Genomic DNA, 15,169 nt, shown 5'->3' on the forward strand with positions numbered 1-15,169 from the left:
GTACGCGGCCGCGGCCGGTCCCGTCAGCCCGCCAGGCAGGACGGGCCGAGCAGCACCTTGAGGTCGCCGAAGAGCGCCGGGTCGGGCTTCACCCGGTGCCGGTCGAGCCGCAGGACGGTGGTCTTGCGCGGGCCCTGGAGCTTGATGCGGACCTCGGTGTCGCCCCGGTGGCTGGAAAGCACTTCACCGAGGCGGCTGACCATCGGGGGCGTGATCTTCACGGTGGGGATGGTGAGGACGACCGGTGCGTTGGTGCCCGCGTTGGAGATGTCGGGGACCTGCATCTCCATGGCGACGAGCCGCGGCACGTCCTCGCGCTTGTCGAGCCGTCCCTTGACGAAGACGACGGTGTCCTCCACCAGCTGGGTGGAGACCAGTTGGTAGGTGGCCGGGAAGAACATGCACTCGATGGCGCCCGCGAGGTCCTCGACGGTGGCGATGGCCCAGGCGTTGCCCTGCTTGGTCATCTTCCGCTGGAGGCCGGAGATGATGCCGCCGACGGTGACGACGGCACCGTCGCTGTGCTCCCCGCCGGTCAGTTGGGAGATCGCGGCGTCCGCCTTGTCGGAGAGCACGTGCTCAAGACCGAAGAGCGGGTGGTCGGAGACGTACAGGCCGAGCATCTCGCGTTCCTGGGCGAGCAGGTAGGACTTCTCCCACTCGATGTCGGAGAACTCGACGTCCAGCCCGAAGCCGGGCTCGTCGCTCTCCTCCTCGCCCATGCCGCCGAAGAGGTCGAACTGCCCCTCGGCCTCCTTGCGCTTGACCTGGACCACGTTGTCGATCATCGGTTCGTGGTGGGCGACGAGTCCCTTGCGGGTGTGGCCCATCTCGTCGAAGGCGCCGGCCTTGATGAGCGATTCAACGGTGCGCTTGTTGCAGACGACCGCTTCGACCTTGTCGAGGAAGTCGGGGAAGGTGCTGTACTTCCCCTTCGCCTTGCGGCACCGGATGATCGAGTCCACGACGTTCGTGCCGACGTTGCGCACGGCGGTGAGGCCGAAGAGGATCACGTCGTCACCCTGGGCGGCGAAGTTGGCCTCGGACTCGTTGACGTTCGGCGGGAGCACCTTGATGCCCATGCGCCGGCACTCGTTGAGGTAGATCGCCGACTTGTCCTTGTCGTCCTTGACCGAGGTCAGCAGGGCGGCCATGTACTCGGCGGGGTAGTTCGCCTTGAGGTAGGCGGTCCAGTAGGTGACGAGACCGTACGCGGAGGAGTGCGCCTTGTTGAACGCGTAGCCGGCGAACGGCACCAGGACGTCCCAGAGCGCCTTGATCGCGGCGTCGGAGAAGCCGTTCTTCTTGGCGCCGGCCTCGAAGAGGACGAAGTTCTTCGCCAGCTCGTCGGCCTTCTTCTTGCCCATCACGCGGCGCAGGATGTCGGCCTCGCCGAGGGAGTAACCGGCGACGATCTGGGCCGCCTTCTGCACCTGCTCCTGGTAGACGATCAGGCCGTAGGTGAGGCCGAGGACCTCCTTGAGGGGCTCCTCCAGCTCCGGGTGGATCGGGGTGATCTCCTGGCGGGCGTTCTTGCGCTCGGCGTAGTTCGTGTGCGAGTTCATGCCCATCGGGCCCGGCCGGTAGAGGGCCGAGACGGCGGAGATGTCCTCGAAGTTGTCGGGCTGCATCTGGCGCAGCAGCGAACGCATCGGCCCGCCGTCGAACTGGAACACGCCGAGCGTGTCGCCCCGGCAGAGGAGTTCGTACGTCTTGGGGTCGTTCAGGGGCAGGGAGAGCATCTCCAGCTCGATGCCCTTGTTCGCCTTCACCATCTTGACGGCGTCGTCCATGATGGTGAGGTTGCGCAGGCCGAGGAAGTCCATCTTGAGCAGGCCCAGCGACTCGCACTGGGGGTAGTCCCACTGGGTGATGGTGACGCCGTCGGTGTGCCGGACCCAGACCGGGGCGTGGTCCACGATCGGTTCGCTGGACATGATCACGCCGGCGGCGTGCACGCCCATCTGCCGGACCAGTCCTTCGACGCCCTTGGCGGTGTCGATGACCTTCTTGACGTCCGGCTCGTTCTCGTACATCCCCCGGATCTCGCCGGCCTCGCTGTAGCGCGGGTGCTTGGGGTCGGTGATGCCGTTGAGGTCGATGCCCTTGCCGAGGACGTCGGCGGGCATGGCCTTGGTGAGGCGGTCGCCCATGGCGTACGGGTAGCCGAGGACGCGGGCGGAGTCCTTGATGGCGTTCTTCGCCTTGATCTTGCCGTACGTGCCGATCATGGCGACCTTGTCGGCGCCGTACTTCTCGGTGACGTACCGGATCACCTCGACGCGCCGGCGTTCGTCGAAGTCGATGTCGACGTCGGGCATGGAGACGCGCTCGGGGTTGAGGAACCGCTCGAAGATCAGTCCGTGCTCGATCGGGTCGAGGTCGGTGATGCCCATGGCGTACGAGACGATCGAGCCGGCCGCGGAGCCTCGGCCGGGGCCGACCGCGATGCCGTTGTTCTTGGCCCACATGATGAAGTCGGCGACGACGAGGAAGTACCCCGGGAACCCCATCTGGATGATGATGTCCATCTCGTACTCGACCTGCTTCTGCCGGTCGTCGGGGACGCCGTTCGGGAAGCGGCGGTCCATGCCGACCCGGACCTCCTCCCGGAACCAGGTGACCTCCGTGTAGCCGTCCGGGATGTCGAACTTCGGCATGAGGTTCTTCGCCTCGAACATGCCGGAGGTGTCGATCTGCTGCGCGACCAGCAGGGTGTTGGCGCACCCCTGCTGCCAGGCGTCGGAGGAGTCGACGGCGTACATCTCGTCGGTGGTCTTGAGGTAGTAGCCGGTGCCGTCGAAGCGGAAGCGGTCGGGGTCGGAGAGGTTCTTGCCGGTCTGGATGCAGAGCAGGGCGTCGTGGGCGGTCGCCTCGTGCGCGTAGGTGTAGTGCGAGTCGTTGGTGACCAGCGGCGGGATGTTCAGCTTCTTGCCGATTTCGAGGAGCCCGTCGCGGACCCGGCGCTCGATCTCGATGCCGTGGTCCATCAGCTCCAGGAAGTACTTGCCCTCGCCGAAGATGTCCTTGTAGTCGGAGGCGGCCTGGACGGCCTCGTCGAACTGGCCGAGCCGCAGCCGGGTCTGCACCTCGCCGGAGGGGCACCCGGTGGAGGCGATCAGGCCCTCCGACCACTGGGCGATGGTCTCCTTGTCCATGCGGGGCCACTTCTGCAGCCAGCCCTCGGCGTACGCGTCCGAGGAGAGCTTGAAGAGGTTGTGCAGCCCGGTGCTGTTCGCCGCCCAGATCGTCTTGTGGGTGTAACCACCGGAACCGGAGACGTCGTCCCGCTTCTGGTGCGGCTGCCCCCACTGGATCTTCCGCTTGTGCTTGCGCGACTCCGGGGCGACGTACGCCTCGATGCCGATGATCGGCGTCACGCCGGCCTTCTTCGCCGTGTGGAAGAAGTCGTACGCCCCGTGGAGGTTGCCGTGGTCCGTCATGGCGACGTGCGACATCCCCATGGTGTTGGCCGCCTCGAACATGTCCTTGAGCCGCGCGGCACCGTCGAGCAGGGAGTACTGGGTGTGGACGTGCAGGTGCGTGAAGGGCGGCTTGGTCACGGCGCTGTGCCTCCGGGGGATGACAGATGTGGCACGCCGCACTCGGCCCGGGATGACGGGCGGGCGGCGGACAACCGACGGCTGGGGGGTGTCGAGGGGACAGCGTGGAAGTCTACGTCTCCGCGCTGACGAACGTCGGGCACTTGGGAGTACGGTCGCGCGTTGGAGGGGCGGAGACGCCCATCCCATTTGTCATGAACGCCATGTTCGACGGTGATCGAAGCAGATTCGGCACCCTGCACCAGGAGGCACCCAGCGATGTCGGAACAGCTGAGCGGCGCGGAAGACCGCGGGGAGCGCATTCTCGCCGTCTTCGAGACGGCCTTCGGTGAGCTGCTGGCGGCCGACCCGGCCGCCTTCCAGGTCAAGTTCCGGAAGATGGCGGGCTCGGCCTTCGCCTTCTACCGGGGCACCGCCTGCCTGTTCTACGACGACCTGGCCCGGGAGCGCCACGGCGGTCCGTTCCTGGACGAGCGCACCGGCCGCGTCTGGATCCACGGGGACCTCCACGCGGAGAACTTCGGCACCTACATGGACGCCAACGGCCGCCTGGTCTTCAACGTCAACGACTTCGACGAGGCGTACGTCGGCCCGTTCACCTGGGACCTCAAGCGCTTCGCCGCCTCCGTCGCCCTGATCGGGTACGCCAAGGCGCTCAGCGACGACCAGATCACCGAGCTGGTCCGGGTCTACGCCGCCGCGTACCGCGAGCGCGTCCACGCGCTCGCGACCGGCGCGAAGAACGACGAGGTGCCGCCCTTCACCCTGGACACCGCCGACGGCCCGCTGCTCGGCGCGCTCCGCACGGCCCGGTCGCTCACCCGCTTCTCGCTGCTGGACTCGATGACGGAGATCCGCGACTTCGAGCGGCGGTTCGCCGCGGGCGGTGGCGCCATCGACCTGGACGCGGCGACCCGGTACAAGGTCCTCGCGGCGTTCGACGGCTATCTGGAGACCCTGCCCGAGTCGAGCCTGACCCGCCCGGACTCGTACCGGGTGAAGGACGTGGTGGGCCGCCGGGGCATCGGCATCGGCTCGGCCGGGCTGCCCTCGTACAACATCCTGCTGGAGGGGAACAGCGACGCCCTGGAGAACGACGTCGTGATCTACCTCAAGCAGGCGCAGACCCCGGCCGTCTCCCGGCACATCACGGACTCCTCGGTGCGCGACTACTTCCAGCACGAGGGCCACCGCACGGTGATCTCGCAGCGGGCGCTCCAGGCCCACGCCGACCCGTGGCTGGGCTGGACCGAGCTGGACGGCGCCGGACAGCTGGTCGCCGAGGTCTCGCCGTACGCCGTGGACCTGGACTGGTCCGACATCGACGAGCCCGACGAGATCGCGGCGGTCGTCGCCGACCTCGGCCGGGCGACGGCCACCATGCACGCGGCGGCCGACGACGAGAGCGGCCACTCGCTGGTGCCGTTCTCCACCGAGCGGGCCATCGACGCCGCCATCGCGGCCGACGAGGACGGCTTCGGCGACCTGCTCGTCGACTTCGCCCACAGTTACGGCGCACGGGCCCGCCGGGACCACCGGATCTTCGTGGACCTCTTCCGCAACGGCCGCATTCCGGGCCTCTGACCGAACCTCCGGCCGAACCTCCGGCCGAGCCCGTGACCGGGCCCGTGAGAGCCGTTCTCCCGGGCCCTTAGGGTTCGCTTACAGGGGCGCGTGCGAGACTCTCCGGCGATGGACATATCGAGGACGCACCTTCGGACCGCGCGCGCGGCGCTCTTCACCGCGCTCGTCGTCACGCTGTCCTCCGCGTCCCACGTCCTCCTCTCCCGGGAAGCCCTGCCGGTGGCCGCGCTGGCGCTGGTGGCGGGCCTGGTGTTCGCCGCCGCCTACGCGCTGGCGGGGCGGGAGCGCGGCTTCGGGGCGATAGCGGGGCTGCTGGTCCCGCTGGAGCTCGCCGCCGACACCGTCTTCACCACCGGGCAGCAGCTCTGCTACGGCGCGGCGGGCGGCCCGGTGGCCGGTCCGCTGCGCTCCCTCGGGTTCGACGTGCTCTGCGGCGGCCACGGGGTGGGCGCGCCGCTGGCGCGGGTGGCCGGAGTCGGCCGTCCCGCCGCCGCGTCCGTCCTGGAGCTGCCGCTGTCCCCGGGGCCGACGGTCCCCTGGTTGCTGCTCGCCGCGCACGTGACGGTCGGGCTACTCGCCGCCGCCTGGCTGCGCCGCGGCGAGTCCGCGCTCGCCGCCCTGCTGCGGGCGGCGGCCGCTTTCGCGTTCCGCCCGCTGCTGGTCGCGGCGGCGGTGGCCGGCGCCTCCCGGCGGCCGGCGCGCGAGGCGGTGCGACCGGTCGGCCGGCGCCCGCCGGTCGCCGCCCGCCCGCTCTTCACGCACTCCGTGGGCCGGAGGGGACCGCCGCTGCCGGTTTGATCCCGGTACGGCATCCCTCCCCCTTCCTCACGTCTCGTACGTAGATTCCACGGAGAACGATCATGAGCAACCGCAACAACCAGGCGAACAAGGCAGCGGCCCGCGAGCGGCTGCGCGCGGAGCGCGAGCGCCAGGCGAAGAAGGACAAGGCCCGCAAGCAGATCATCGTCGGCGTCTCGATCGTCGCGGTGCTGGCGATAGCCGGCGGTGTCGCCTACGGCGTCAACGAGCTGAACAAGCCGGACGCCTGGGAGGCGGCGGGCGACGCGAAGGTGACCGCCCCGAAGAACACCACCGGCACCAACGGCACGACCGTCGTGATCGGTGAGTCCTCCGCGAAGAAGACGCTGGAGATGTACGAGGACTCCCGCTGCCCGATCTGCGCCCAGTTCGAGCAGACCGTCGGCTCGACGGTCACCAAGGACGTCGCGGACGGCAAGTACAAGATCAAGTACGTCGGTGCCACCTTCATCGACAACAGCGACAACGGCGAGGGCTCCAAGAACGCCCTCAGCGCCCTGGGCGCGGCCCTCAACGTCAGCCCCGAGGCGTTCCTCCAGTACAAGACGGCGCTGTACTCGGCGAAGTACCACCCCGACGAGACCGAGGACAAGTTCGCCAAGGACAGCTACCTCATCGAGGTCGCGGACTCGGTGGACGCGCTCAAGGGCAACAAGGCGTTCCAGAAGGACGTCAACGACGGCACCTACGACGCCTGGGCCGTGAAGATGTCCAAGACCTTCGACTCCAGCGGGGTCACCGGCACGCCGACCCTGAAGATGGACGGCAAGAACGTGACCGCCGCGGGCAGCGACAGCGCGCCCATGACGGTCGCCGACTACACCACGGCGATCGACGCGGCGCTCAAGGGCTGACGCACCGGGTGCTCCCGGGCGGGGGCGGGCGGACACGGCCGGTGTCCGTCCGCCCCCGCCCGGTGTCCGTCCGCCCCCGCCCGGTGTCCGCCGGCCCCTGAGCCGTGCCCGGGCGGATTCCGGCCACGGCCGGCGCGGCGGTCATGTGTCCCGGAGGTCACGGCCGGGGCGCCCCTTTGCGGACACACCGCCCGCGGCGTCGACGGCCGGGTTACGGATTCGCTTCGGGGGCGTACGCGGGAAAGGCCCCGCCCGCCCGGGAAACCCACCCGTCCCACGGTGAACAGGCCGGAAGAACACTCCCCCAGGCATGACATGCACACGTAATCTCCCGGCGGAGCGGGTGGGGAAATCCCCCGCCCGCACGTCCTCGAGGAGTCCCCGTGCGCGCTCTCTTCCCGACCTCCCCCCACGTGCGTCGCCGCCTGCTCGCCACCGCCGCCCTGGCCGGAACCCTGGCCCTGACCCCGGTGTCCGCCTCCCCGGTCAACGCCTCCGCCGCTCCGGCGGCCACCGCCTGCGCCGACGACACGACGTCCGCCCTCGCACGCCAGGCCCGCCCCGGGGCGGGCGCCACGGCGCACGAGCCCAACGCCGTCAGCACCGCCGCGGCACAGACGATGGACGCGGACCTGCGCACCAGACTCGCCGAACGCCGCTCGGCCGGGGTCAGCGCGCTGGCGGCCGGCGCCTCGATACCGGTGTACTTCCACGTCATCCACTCGGGCACCACCGGAAAACTGTCGGCGAGCGCCATCAGCTCCCAGATGAGCGTGCTCAACAGCGCGTACTCCGGAGCCGGTACGGGCAACACCGCCACCGGCTTCAGCTTCACCCTGGCGGGCACGGACTACACCGACAACGCCACCTGGTACAACGTGGGCTCCGGTTCCAGCGCCGAGAAGGCGATGAAGAGCGCCCTGCGCAAGGGCGGGGCCAACGCCCTCAACATCTACACCGCCAACCTCGGCGGCGGCCTGCTCGGCTGGGCGACCTTCCCGAGCTCCTACACGTCCAGCCCGAGCATGGACGGCGTGGTGATCCTCGACACCTCGCTGCCGGGCGGCGCCGCCACCCACTACGACGAGGGCGACACCGCCACCCACGAGGTCGGCCACTGGATGGGGCTCTACCACACCTTCCAGGGCGGCTGTAACGGAAACGGGGACTACGTCGCCGACACCCCGGCCGAGAAGACCGAGGCGTACGAGTGCCCGACCGGGCGGGACACCTGCACCAACAAGACCGGGGTCGACCCGATCCACAACTTCATGGACTACACGTACGACTCCTGCATGTACCAGTTCACCCCCGGCCAGGTGCAGCGCATGAGCGACAGCTGGACCGCCTACCGCGGCTGAGCCACCCGTCCGTCCGCCCCCGGGCCCCGGGCCATGTCCGCGGCCCGGGGGCACGGCACCTCAGAGGGTCGCCAGGAAGCCCAGCGCGACCTTCCACGCCAGCTCGGCCGCCTTCTCGTCGTAGTCGGGCAGCCCGTCGTCGGTGAAGAGGTGTCCGGCGCCGGGGTAGCGGTAGATCTCCACGTCCGCCCCGGCCCGCCGCATCTCCAGGTACCAGCTGTTCAGCCAGTCGGGCGTCTCCGAGGCGTCCGGGTCGGCGACGTGCAGCTGGACCGGGAGCTCGTCCGTGCTCGCGTTCTCCGCGAGGTCCGAGGTGCCGTGGAAGAGGAGCAGCCCGCGCGCCTTCTCGTCGCCGAGGGCGAGGGTCTGCGCGACGGCCGCGCCCAGCGAGAAGCCCGCGTAGACGAGGCCCTGCTCCGAGTAGGGCGCGGCGGCCAGGACCGCCCGCTTGAGCAGCTCGTCCTTGCCCAGCTCCTCCCGGTACGCCTGCGCCTCCGCCTGCGTTTCAAAGGTGTGCCCCTCGAACAGATCGGGCACGCGCACCTCATGGCCGGCTGCTCGGAGCCGGTCGGCAGCGGCGTGCACCGCGGGCCGGAGCCCGTAGGTCGAGTGGAAAAGCATGATGTTCATGCCGCCCATGGTGCCAGCTGCCACCCGGACCCCGGAGGACACGAGGATGGAGAACGTGCTGCGCCCGCTGCTGATCGTCGGTGGTTCGGTGGTGGTCACGCTGCTGGTCGGCTGGCTGGTGGACTTCGCTCTGCGGCGGGCCGACGTCCGGCACCCGGACACGCCGCTGTGGGGGCTGCTGCGCCGCTGCCGGCCACCCCTCCAGGTGGTGATCTGCGCGGCCCTGCTGCGCGGCACCTTCGCCCATCTGCGGCTGGAGCTGGTGCGCGACCACCGGGAGGCGATCGGCCAGGTGCTGAGCCTGGTCCTGATCGGCGCCTCGGCCTGGCTGGTGGTCCGGGTGGCGGCGACCGTCGTGGAATCCAGTTATGCCCGGTACGCCACCTCCACCCGCGATCCCGCCCGGGTCCGCCGCGTGCGCACCCAGGTGACGCTGATCCAGCGGGTGGTCATCGCCGTGGTGACCACGGTCGCGGTCGCCGCGATGCTGCTCACCTTCCCGGCGATGCAGACCGTCGGCACCTCGATGCTGGCCTCGGCCGGTGTGCTCGGCATCGTCGCCGGTGTCGCCGCCCAGTCGACCCTCGGCAACGTCTTCGCCGGGTTCCAGATCGCCTTCGGCGACATGGTGCGCCTCGGCGACACCGTGGTGGTGGACGGCGAGTGGGGCACCGTGGAGGAGATCACCCTGACCTTCCTCGCCGTACGCACCTGGGACGAGCGCCGGATCACCATGCCGGTGTCGTACTTCACCAGCCGCCCGTTCGAGAACTGGTCGCGCGGCGGGGTCCAGATGACCGGCACCGTCTACTTCCACCTGGACCACGCGGCGCCGATGGCCGCGATGCGGGACAAGATGCGCGACATCCTCGGCGAGTGCGGGGCCTGGGACGGCCGGACCTGGTCGCTCGCGGTGACGGACACCACCCCGACCACGATCCAGGTGCGCGCGGTGGTCACGGCGAAGGACGCCGACGACATCTGGACGGTCCGGTGCGCGGTGCGCGAGCAGCTGATCGCCTGGCTCCGGGACCACCATCCGTACGCCCTGCCCCGCGTCGCCACGGCCCCCGCCACGCTCGTGGCGGCCGACCAGTGGCCGGAGCTGACCTCCCGTACGGCCGCGTCCGTCCGCCGCAACGGCAAGGAGCCGGCCCCGCACCCGGCCCCGCACACCGGCCGCGGCTGACCGGCCGCGGCCGACCGCAGCCTCGCCCCGCCCACCCGCGCCGCCCGTCCGCGCCCGGATCACCCGTGGACGCGCTCAGCGCAGGCTGCGCACGTCCAGGAAGCGCAGCACCCGGTCGACCACCTCCGGGTTGGAACCGGCCTCGCTGCGGGCCGAGAGGACCTCGTGGCGGGCGGCGGACAGCAGTTCCCGCTGGATGCGGGTGACCTCCTTGAACCGCTTCGCCCGCTGGGCGTACGCGTCGCGCCGCTCGTCGTCCACCATGTCGGGGCTGATGCGCGCACCGATGTCGTAGGCGGCGCGCTGGAGCCGCTCCAGCACGTCCTCGGGGAACTCCTCCACCTGCTGGATCTCCTTCAGCCGCGCCTTGGCCGCCTTCGCGGCACGGATGGCGAGTCGCCTCTCCAGCTCCCGTTCGGCGTCGGTGTCGGCCCGGACGCCGAGCCGGCGCACCAGCCAGGGCAGCGTGAGCCCCTGGAAGACGAGGGTCGCCATGATGACCGCGAAGGCGATGAAGACGATCTCGTCGCGGCCCGGGAACGGCTCGCCGTCGTCGGTCTTCAGCGGGACGGCGAGGGCCAGCGCCACGGAGGCCACCCCGCGCATCCCCGCCCACCACATGACGACCGTCTCCCGCCAGCTGGTCGGGATCTCCTCGCTGACGTCGCGCAGGGTGTGCAGCTTCTTGGCGAGCCAGGTCGCGGGCAGCAGCCAGAGCAGGCGTACGCCGATGACCACGGCGACGATCGTGAGCCCCCAGCCCGCCATCCGCCATTGCCGCCCGTCGGCGGTGCCGAAGACGCTGCTGAGTTCCAGCCCGATGAGCCCGAAGGCGATCCCGGTGACCAGGGTGTCGACGATGTTCCAGAAGGTCCGCCCGGTGAGCCGGCCCAGCACGTCGTCGGCGTCCGCGGTGTGCTCGGCGAGGAAGAGCGCGACGGTGAGCACCGCGAGGACGCCGGAGCCCATCAGCTCCTCGGACAGGACGTAGGCGATGAACGGTACGAGCAGGGTGAGGCCGACCTGGAGCGTGGCGTCTCCGAGGAGCCCCATCAGCTTGAGGGTGAGCCAGCCGAGCGCGAGTCCGACCGCCACCGCGACCACGGCCGACAGGACCAGCAGCCCGAAGGCCTCCGGCAGCGAGAAGGTGCCGGACACCGCCGCCGCGATGGCCACGTGGTAGAGCACGATCGCGGTCACGTCGTTGAAGAGGCCCTCGCCCTCCAGGATGGAGATCAGCCGCCGGGGCAGCCCGAGCGAGCCGGCGACGGCCGTGGCGGCCACCGGGTCGGGCGGCGCGACGAGCGCGCCGAGCGCCACGGCGGCGGCGAGGGGAAGTCCGGGCACGACGGCGTCGGCGACGGCCGCGACCGCCGCCGTCGTCACGAAGACCAGGGCGACCGCGAGCAGGAAGATCGGCCGTTTGTTGGCCGCGAACTGCCGCCAGGAGGTGCGCTGCACGGAGGCGTAGAGCAGCGGCGGCAGCAGCGCGGGGAGGATGATCTCCGGCGGGATGTCGACGTTGGGCACGAAGGGCAGGAAGGCCATCCCCACCCCGATGAGCGTCATCAGCACCGGGGCCGGCAGCCCCAGCCGCTCTCCCACCGGCACCGTGATCACGGCTCCCAGCAGGAGCAGCAGGAGCAGTGCCATCTGGTCCACGTGGAGCGCCTTCCGCAGGATGCAGAGCTCCCGCCCGGCGCGCGGCCGGGCGGGAGCTCCACCCTGTCACGCCGGGTCGGCGAGGTGCGGTGACACCCCCTGCCGGGACGGCGGGACGCCGTCCTACTGCTCCGCGAGGGTGCGGCGCATGGCGCGGTGCGCTATCCCCGCGTCCAGGAACTCGGGGCCGTACACCTGGTAGCCGAGGCGCTCGTAGAAGCCGAGGGCGTGGGTCTGGGCGTGCAGGTCGACCGCGGCCAGACCGAGCAGCCGTGCCTCGTCCTCGACGGCGCGGACCAGCGCGGCGCCCACGCCGAGGCCGCGGGCCGACTCGGCCACGGCGAGCCGGCCCAGCGAGCCGACGGTGAGGTCGCCGCCGGTCTTCCCGGCCGCCGCCTCGCCGTGCAGCAGCCGGCCGGTGCCGAGCGCCGTGCCGTCCTCGGTGACCGCTATGACGTGCACCGTGGTGGCCTCGGGCCGGTCGTACGCGTCGTACTCCAGGTCCTCGGGCACCCCCTGCTCACCGACGAAGACGTCCTTGCGGACCTGGAAGCAGGCCGCGCGGTCGATCTCGTCGCGTGTCCGCCGGGCGGTGTACGGGGTGGTGCCGGTGGTCATTCGCTCTCCGCGGCGATCGTGTCGAGGGCCTTCTGCAGGTCGGCCGGGTAGGAGCTGGCGAACTCGACCCAGCTGCCGTCCGAGGGGTGTTCGAAGCCGAGCCGGACGGCGTGCAGCCACTGCCGGGTCAGGCCGAGGCGCTTGGCCATGGTGGGGTCCGCACCGTAGGTGAGGTCGCCGACGCAGGGGTGGCGGTGGGCGGACATGTGCACGCGGATCTGGTGCGTACGGCCCGTCTCCAGCTTGATGTCGAGCAGGCTCGCGGCACGGTACGCCTCGATGAGGTCGTAGTGCGTCACGGAGGGCTTGCCCTCCTGGACCACGGCCCACTTGTAGTCGTGGTTCGGGTGACGGCCGATGGGGGCGTCGATGGTGCCGCTCATCGGGTCCGGGTGGCCCTGCACCAGCGCGTGGTACTTCTTCTCCACGACGCGGTCGCGGAACTGCGCCTTCAGCAGGGTGTACGCGCGCTCCGACTTGGCCACGACCATCAGCCCCGAGGTGCCCACGTCGAGCCGGTGCACGATGCCCTGGCGCTCGGCGGCCCCCGAGGTGGAGATGCGGTACCCGGCCGCGGCGAGACCGCCGATGACGGTGGTACCGGTCCAGCCGGGGCTGGGGTGGGCGGCGACGCCGACCGGCTTCACGATGACGACGATGTCGTCGTCGTCGTGCACGATCTCCATGCCCTCGACGGGCTCGGCGACGATCTGGACCGGGGGAGCCGCCTGCGGCATCTCGACCTCCATCCAGGCACCGCCCTGGACCCGGTCGGACTTCCCGGCCACCGACCCGTCCACCTGCACCTTTCCGGCGGCGGCCAGCTCGGCGGCCTTGGTGCGGGAGAACCCGAACATCCTGGAGATGGCGGCGTCGACGCGCTCGCCCTCCAGGCCGTCGGGCACGGGCAGGGTTCGGATCTCGGGGTGCGTACTCACCTGGTCGAGTATGCCTTGCGGCCACCGGTGCTGTGACCGGCGAGCTTCCCCGGCCGTCGTGGACGGTGACCGCCGTCTGCGGCTCAGTCCTTGTGGACGGTGCCGTCCGGGTCCAGTCCCCGGAAGGAGAGGAGCACGATGAGGATGCCTCCGCAGACGATCGCAGAGTCGGCCAGGTTGAAGACCGCGAAGTGCGCCGGTGAGATGAAGTCCACCACCGCGCCCTTGAAGACGCCCGGCGCGCGGAAGAGGCGGTCGGTGAGGTTGCCGAGCGCCCCTCCGAGCAGCAGGCCGAGGGCGATCGCCCAGGGCAGGCTGCGGAGCTTGCGGGCGAGCCGGATGATGACGACGATCACAGCCGCGGCGATGACGGTGAAGACCACCGTGAACGCCTCGCCCATGGAGAACGCGGCGCCGGGGTTGCGGACCGCCTCCAGCTTCAGCCAGTCGCCGATGATCTCGACGGAGTCGTGGTGCTCCAGCTTCGCGACGACGAGCGTCTTGCTGATCAGGTCGAGGAGGTACGCCACGACGGCCACGGTGAAGAGCGCGAAGAGCCGTCGCCTGCCCTTGCCCGCGACGGCGGTGGCGCCGCCCTCCGGCGCCCCGGTCTCCTCGGACGCCGCGGTGCCGTCGGCCGCGCCCTGGGCGGTGCCGTCGGCGGGCGTGAGGGGCCCGGTCTCCCCGGCCCCTCCGGCGTCGGGGGTCTCCGGCGTTTCGATGGTGCGCTCCGCCTCTGCCACGTGAATCCTCAACCTGGTCGTGTCCGGTACCGCACGCCCGGCCGCCCGGCGGGGGCGACCAGTCACGGCCTTGGTGCCGATTGAGGACGAGGGTACGACACGGAGCGCCCCGGAGGGTCAGCCGCGTCTCTCCTGCTTCTGCTTGTCCTCCACGCAGAGGGTGGCGCGGGGGAACGCCTGCATGCGGGCCTTGCCGATGGGTTTGCCGCAGACCTCGCAGAGGCCGTAGGTCCCGGCGTCCATGCGGGCCAGGGCGCGTTCGGTCTGCTCCAGCGTCTCCTGGGCGTGGGCGGCGAGCGAGAGCTCGTGCTCGCGGGTGATGTTCTTCGTACCGGTGTCGGCCTCGTCGTCGCCGGCCCCGTCGCCGGAGTCGCGCATCAGCCCGGCGAGGGCCGCGCCGGAGGCCTCCAGCTCGGTACGGAGCCGGGTGGCCTCGCCGGTGAGTTCGGCCCGCGCCTCGGCGACCTCCTCCGGCGTCCAGGGGTCCTCCCCCGGCCGGACGGCCAGCTCCCCGGGTGCGGTCGCCACGCGTGCCGGGGGCACCGCGGTCGCGCTCGGTCCGCCGGACGCCGCCCGGGCCGCGGTCTTCTTGGCTGCCACCGTCTGCTCTCCTGTCTGCCGGGCGGCGTCGGCCGCCTCCGTGGCCGCTGGTACGGCCTTCTTCGCCGTGCTCGTGCGGGCCGCGCTCTTCTTCGCGGGGGTCTTCCCGGATGCGGTCTTCTTCGCGGCGGCCTTCTTGGCGGCGGCCTTCTTCGCCGGCTTCTTCCCGGCCGTCGCCTTTCCGGTCGCCGTCGTCGCCGCGGCCGCCTTCTTCGCGGCCGCCTTCGCCTCCGTCGCGCCGTGGCCGCTCCCGGCTTCCGCGCCGCTCCCCTCGCCCGTCCAGTCGTCCGCCGCGTCCTCGGAAGTCGCTGACGCGGTCGTCCGTTCGACGGTCTTCTTCGCCACCATGGGCGCGGCCCCTTCACCTAGGGTGATCCTGCTCGCGGATCGTGCTGGGACGATAAATCGACCCATGACCCGCGGCAACGGGGCACGCCGCCCTCCCACCCCTCCCCGCACCCGGACTCGGCCCGCCTGCATCCGTTGTGCCCAGCTCCCCGCCGGGTATTCCGCCGCGCGGCCGAGCCGCGCGTTCCGCGGGCGCCCGACGCGCCATTCGGGTCAGTGACGGGGCCGTGGGCGCCCGGCGCGAAACCGGTCGGACTCCT

At 71.0% G+C, this 15,169-nt stretch carries 12 protein-coding genes; 5 read left to right on the forward strand and 7 right to left on the reverse strand.

What is annotated here, in order from left to right:
• Positions 1–23: 23 nt before the first annotated feature.
• Positions 24–3,563 (reverse strand): DNA polymerase III subunit alpha, encoded by a 3,540-nt coding sequence (gene dnaE, locus OG599_RS07875; RefSeq protein ID WP_327175230.1) that lies wholly within the window; start codon positions 3,561–3,563, stop codon positions 24–26.
• A gap of 258 nt (positions 3,564–3,821) precedes the next feature.
• On the opposite strand from dnaE, the gene OG599_RS07880 reads away from it, so the two are divergent.
• From OG599_RS07880 to OG599_RS07895, 4 genes are all read left to right on the forward strand, one after another.
• Positions 3,822–5,147 carry a DUF2252 domain-containing protein gene (locus OG599_RS07880; RefSeq protein WP_327175231.1) on the forward strand — a complete coding sequence of 442 codons (1,326 nt, stop codon included), beginning with the start codon at positions 3,822–3,824 and terminating at the stop codon, positions 5,145–5,147.
• 108 nt (positions 5,148–5,255) lie between these two features.
• On the forward strand, positions 5,256–5,945 hold the full coding sequence (locus tag OG599_RS07885; protein ID WP_327175232.1) for a hypothetical protein: 690 nt from the start codon (positions 5,256–5,258) through the stop codon (positions 5,943–5,945).
• Positions 5,946–6,007: 62 nt separating this feature from the next.
• Complete coding sequence (locus OG599_RS07890; protein ID WP_327175233.1) at positions 6,008–6,820, forward strand: thioredoxin domain-containing protein; 813 nt, start codon at positions 6,008–6,010, stop codon at positions 6,818–6,820.
• 383 nt (positions 6,821–7,203) lie between these two features.
• Positions 7,204–8,181 carry a zinc metalloprotease gene (locus OG599_RS07895; protein WP_327175234.1) on the forward strand — a complete coding sequence of 326 codons (978 nt, stop codon included), beginning with the start codon at positions 7,204–7,206 and terminating at the stop codon, positions 8,179–8,181.
• 60 nt (positions 8,182–8,241) lie between these two features.
• Here OG599_RS07895 and OG599_RS07900 read toward each other — a convergent pair whose 3' ends face one another.
• Positions 8,242–8,820 carry a dienelactone hydrolase family protein gene (locus tag OG599_RS07900; RefSeq protein ID WP_327179961.1) on the reverse strand — a complete coding sequence of 193 codons (579 nt, stop codon included), beginning with the start codon at positions 8,818–8,820 and terminating at the stop codon, positions 8,242–8,244.
• Between the two features lie 37 nt (positions 8,821–8,857).
• On the opposite strand from OG599_RS07900, the gene OG599_RS07905 reads away from it, so the two are divergent.
• On the forward strand, positions 8,858–10,000 hold the full coding sequence (locus tag OG599_RS07905) for a mechanosensitive ion channel family protein (RefSeq protein WP_327175235.1): 1,143 nt from the start codon (positions 8,858–8,860) through the stop codon (positions 9,998–10,000).
• A gap of 75 nt (positions 10,001–10,075) precedes the next feature.
• On the opposite strand, the gene OG599_RS07910 is transcribed toward OG599_RS07905, so the two are convergent.
• The 5 genes from OG599_RS07910 to OG599_RS07930 form a co-directional block, all read right to left on the reverse strand.
• Entirely contained in the window at positions 10,076–11,662 is a 1,587-nt protein-coding gene (locus OG599_RS07910) for a Na+/H+ antiporter (protein WP_327175236.1), read from the reverse strand.
• 123 nt (positions 11,663–11,785) lie between these two features.
• A complete protein-coding gene (locus OG599_RS07915; RefSeq protein ID WP_327175237.1) occupies positions 11,786–12,280 on the reverse strand; it encodes a GNAT family N-acetyltransferase in 495 nt (164 codons plus the stop codon).
• On the reverse strand, positions 12,277–13,218 hold the full coding sequence (locus OG599_RS07920) for an RluA family pseudouridine synthase (protein ID WP_327175238.1): 942 nt from the start codon (positions 13,216–13,218) through the stop codon (positions 12,277–12,279). The genes OG599_RS07915 and OG599_RS07920 overlap by 4 nt, the downstream gene beginning before the upstream one ends.
• Positions 13,219–13,301: 83 nt before the next feature.
• The gene (gene lspA, locus OG599_RS07925) at positions 13,302–13,961 is read right to left on the reverse strand and encodes a signal peptidase II (RefSeq protein ID WP_327175239.1); all 660 of its coding nucleotides are present in this window, start codon (positions 13,959–13,961) and stop codon (positions 13,302–13,304) included.
• A 117-nt stretch (positions 13,962–14,078) separates the two neighbouring features.
• A complete protein-coding gene (locus OG599_RS07930) occupies positions 14,079–14,909 on the reverse strand; it encodes a TraR/DksA family transcriptional regulator (protein WP_327175240.1) in 831 nt (276 codons plus the stop codon).
• Between the last annotated feature and the right edge of the window lie 260 nt (positions 14,910–15,169).

The organism is Streptomyces sp. NBC_01335, from assembly GCF_035953295.1.
In the GTDB taxonomy this organism is placed as follows: domain Bacteria; phylum Actinomycetota; class Actinomycetes; order Streptomycetales; family Streptomycetaceae; genus Streptomyces.

Bases quoted from the DNA above. Each gene is read 5' to 3' on its own strand.
- OG599_RS07915 (WP_327175237.1), bottom strand. From the start codon at position 12,280: ATGACCACCGGCACCACCCCGTACACCGCCCGGCGGACACGCGACGAG.
- OG599_RS07890 (WP_327175233.1), top strand. From the start codon at position 6,008: ATGAGCAACCGCAACAACCAGGCGAACAAGGCAGCGGCCCGCGAGCGG.
- OG599_RS07900 (WP_327179961.1), bottom strand. From the start codon at position 8,820: ATGGGCGGCATGAACATCATGCTTTTCCACTCGACCTACGGGCTCCGG.
- OG599_RS07930 (WP_327175240.1), bottom strand. From the start codon at position 14,909: ATGGTGGCGAAGAAGACCGTCGAACGGACGACCGCGTCAGCGACTTCC.
- OG599_RS07885 (WP_327175232.1), top strand. From the start codon at position 5,256: ATGGACATATCGAGGACGCACCTTCGGACCGCGCGCGCGGCGCTCTTC.
- OG599_RS07880 (WP_327175231.1), top strand. From the start codon at position 3,822: ATGTCGGAACAGCTGAGCGGCGCGGAAGACCGCGGGGAGCGCATTCTC.
- OG599_RS07905 (WP_327175235.1), top strand. From the start codon at position 8,858: ATGGAGAACGTGCTGCGCCCGCTGCTGATCGTCGGTGGTTCGGTGGTG.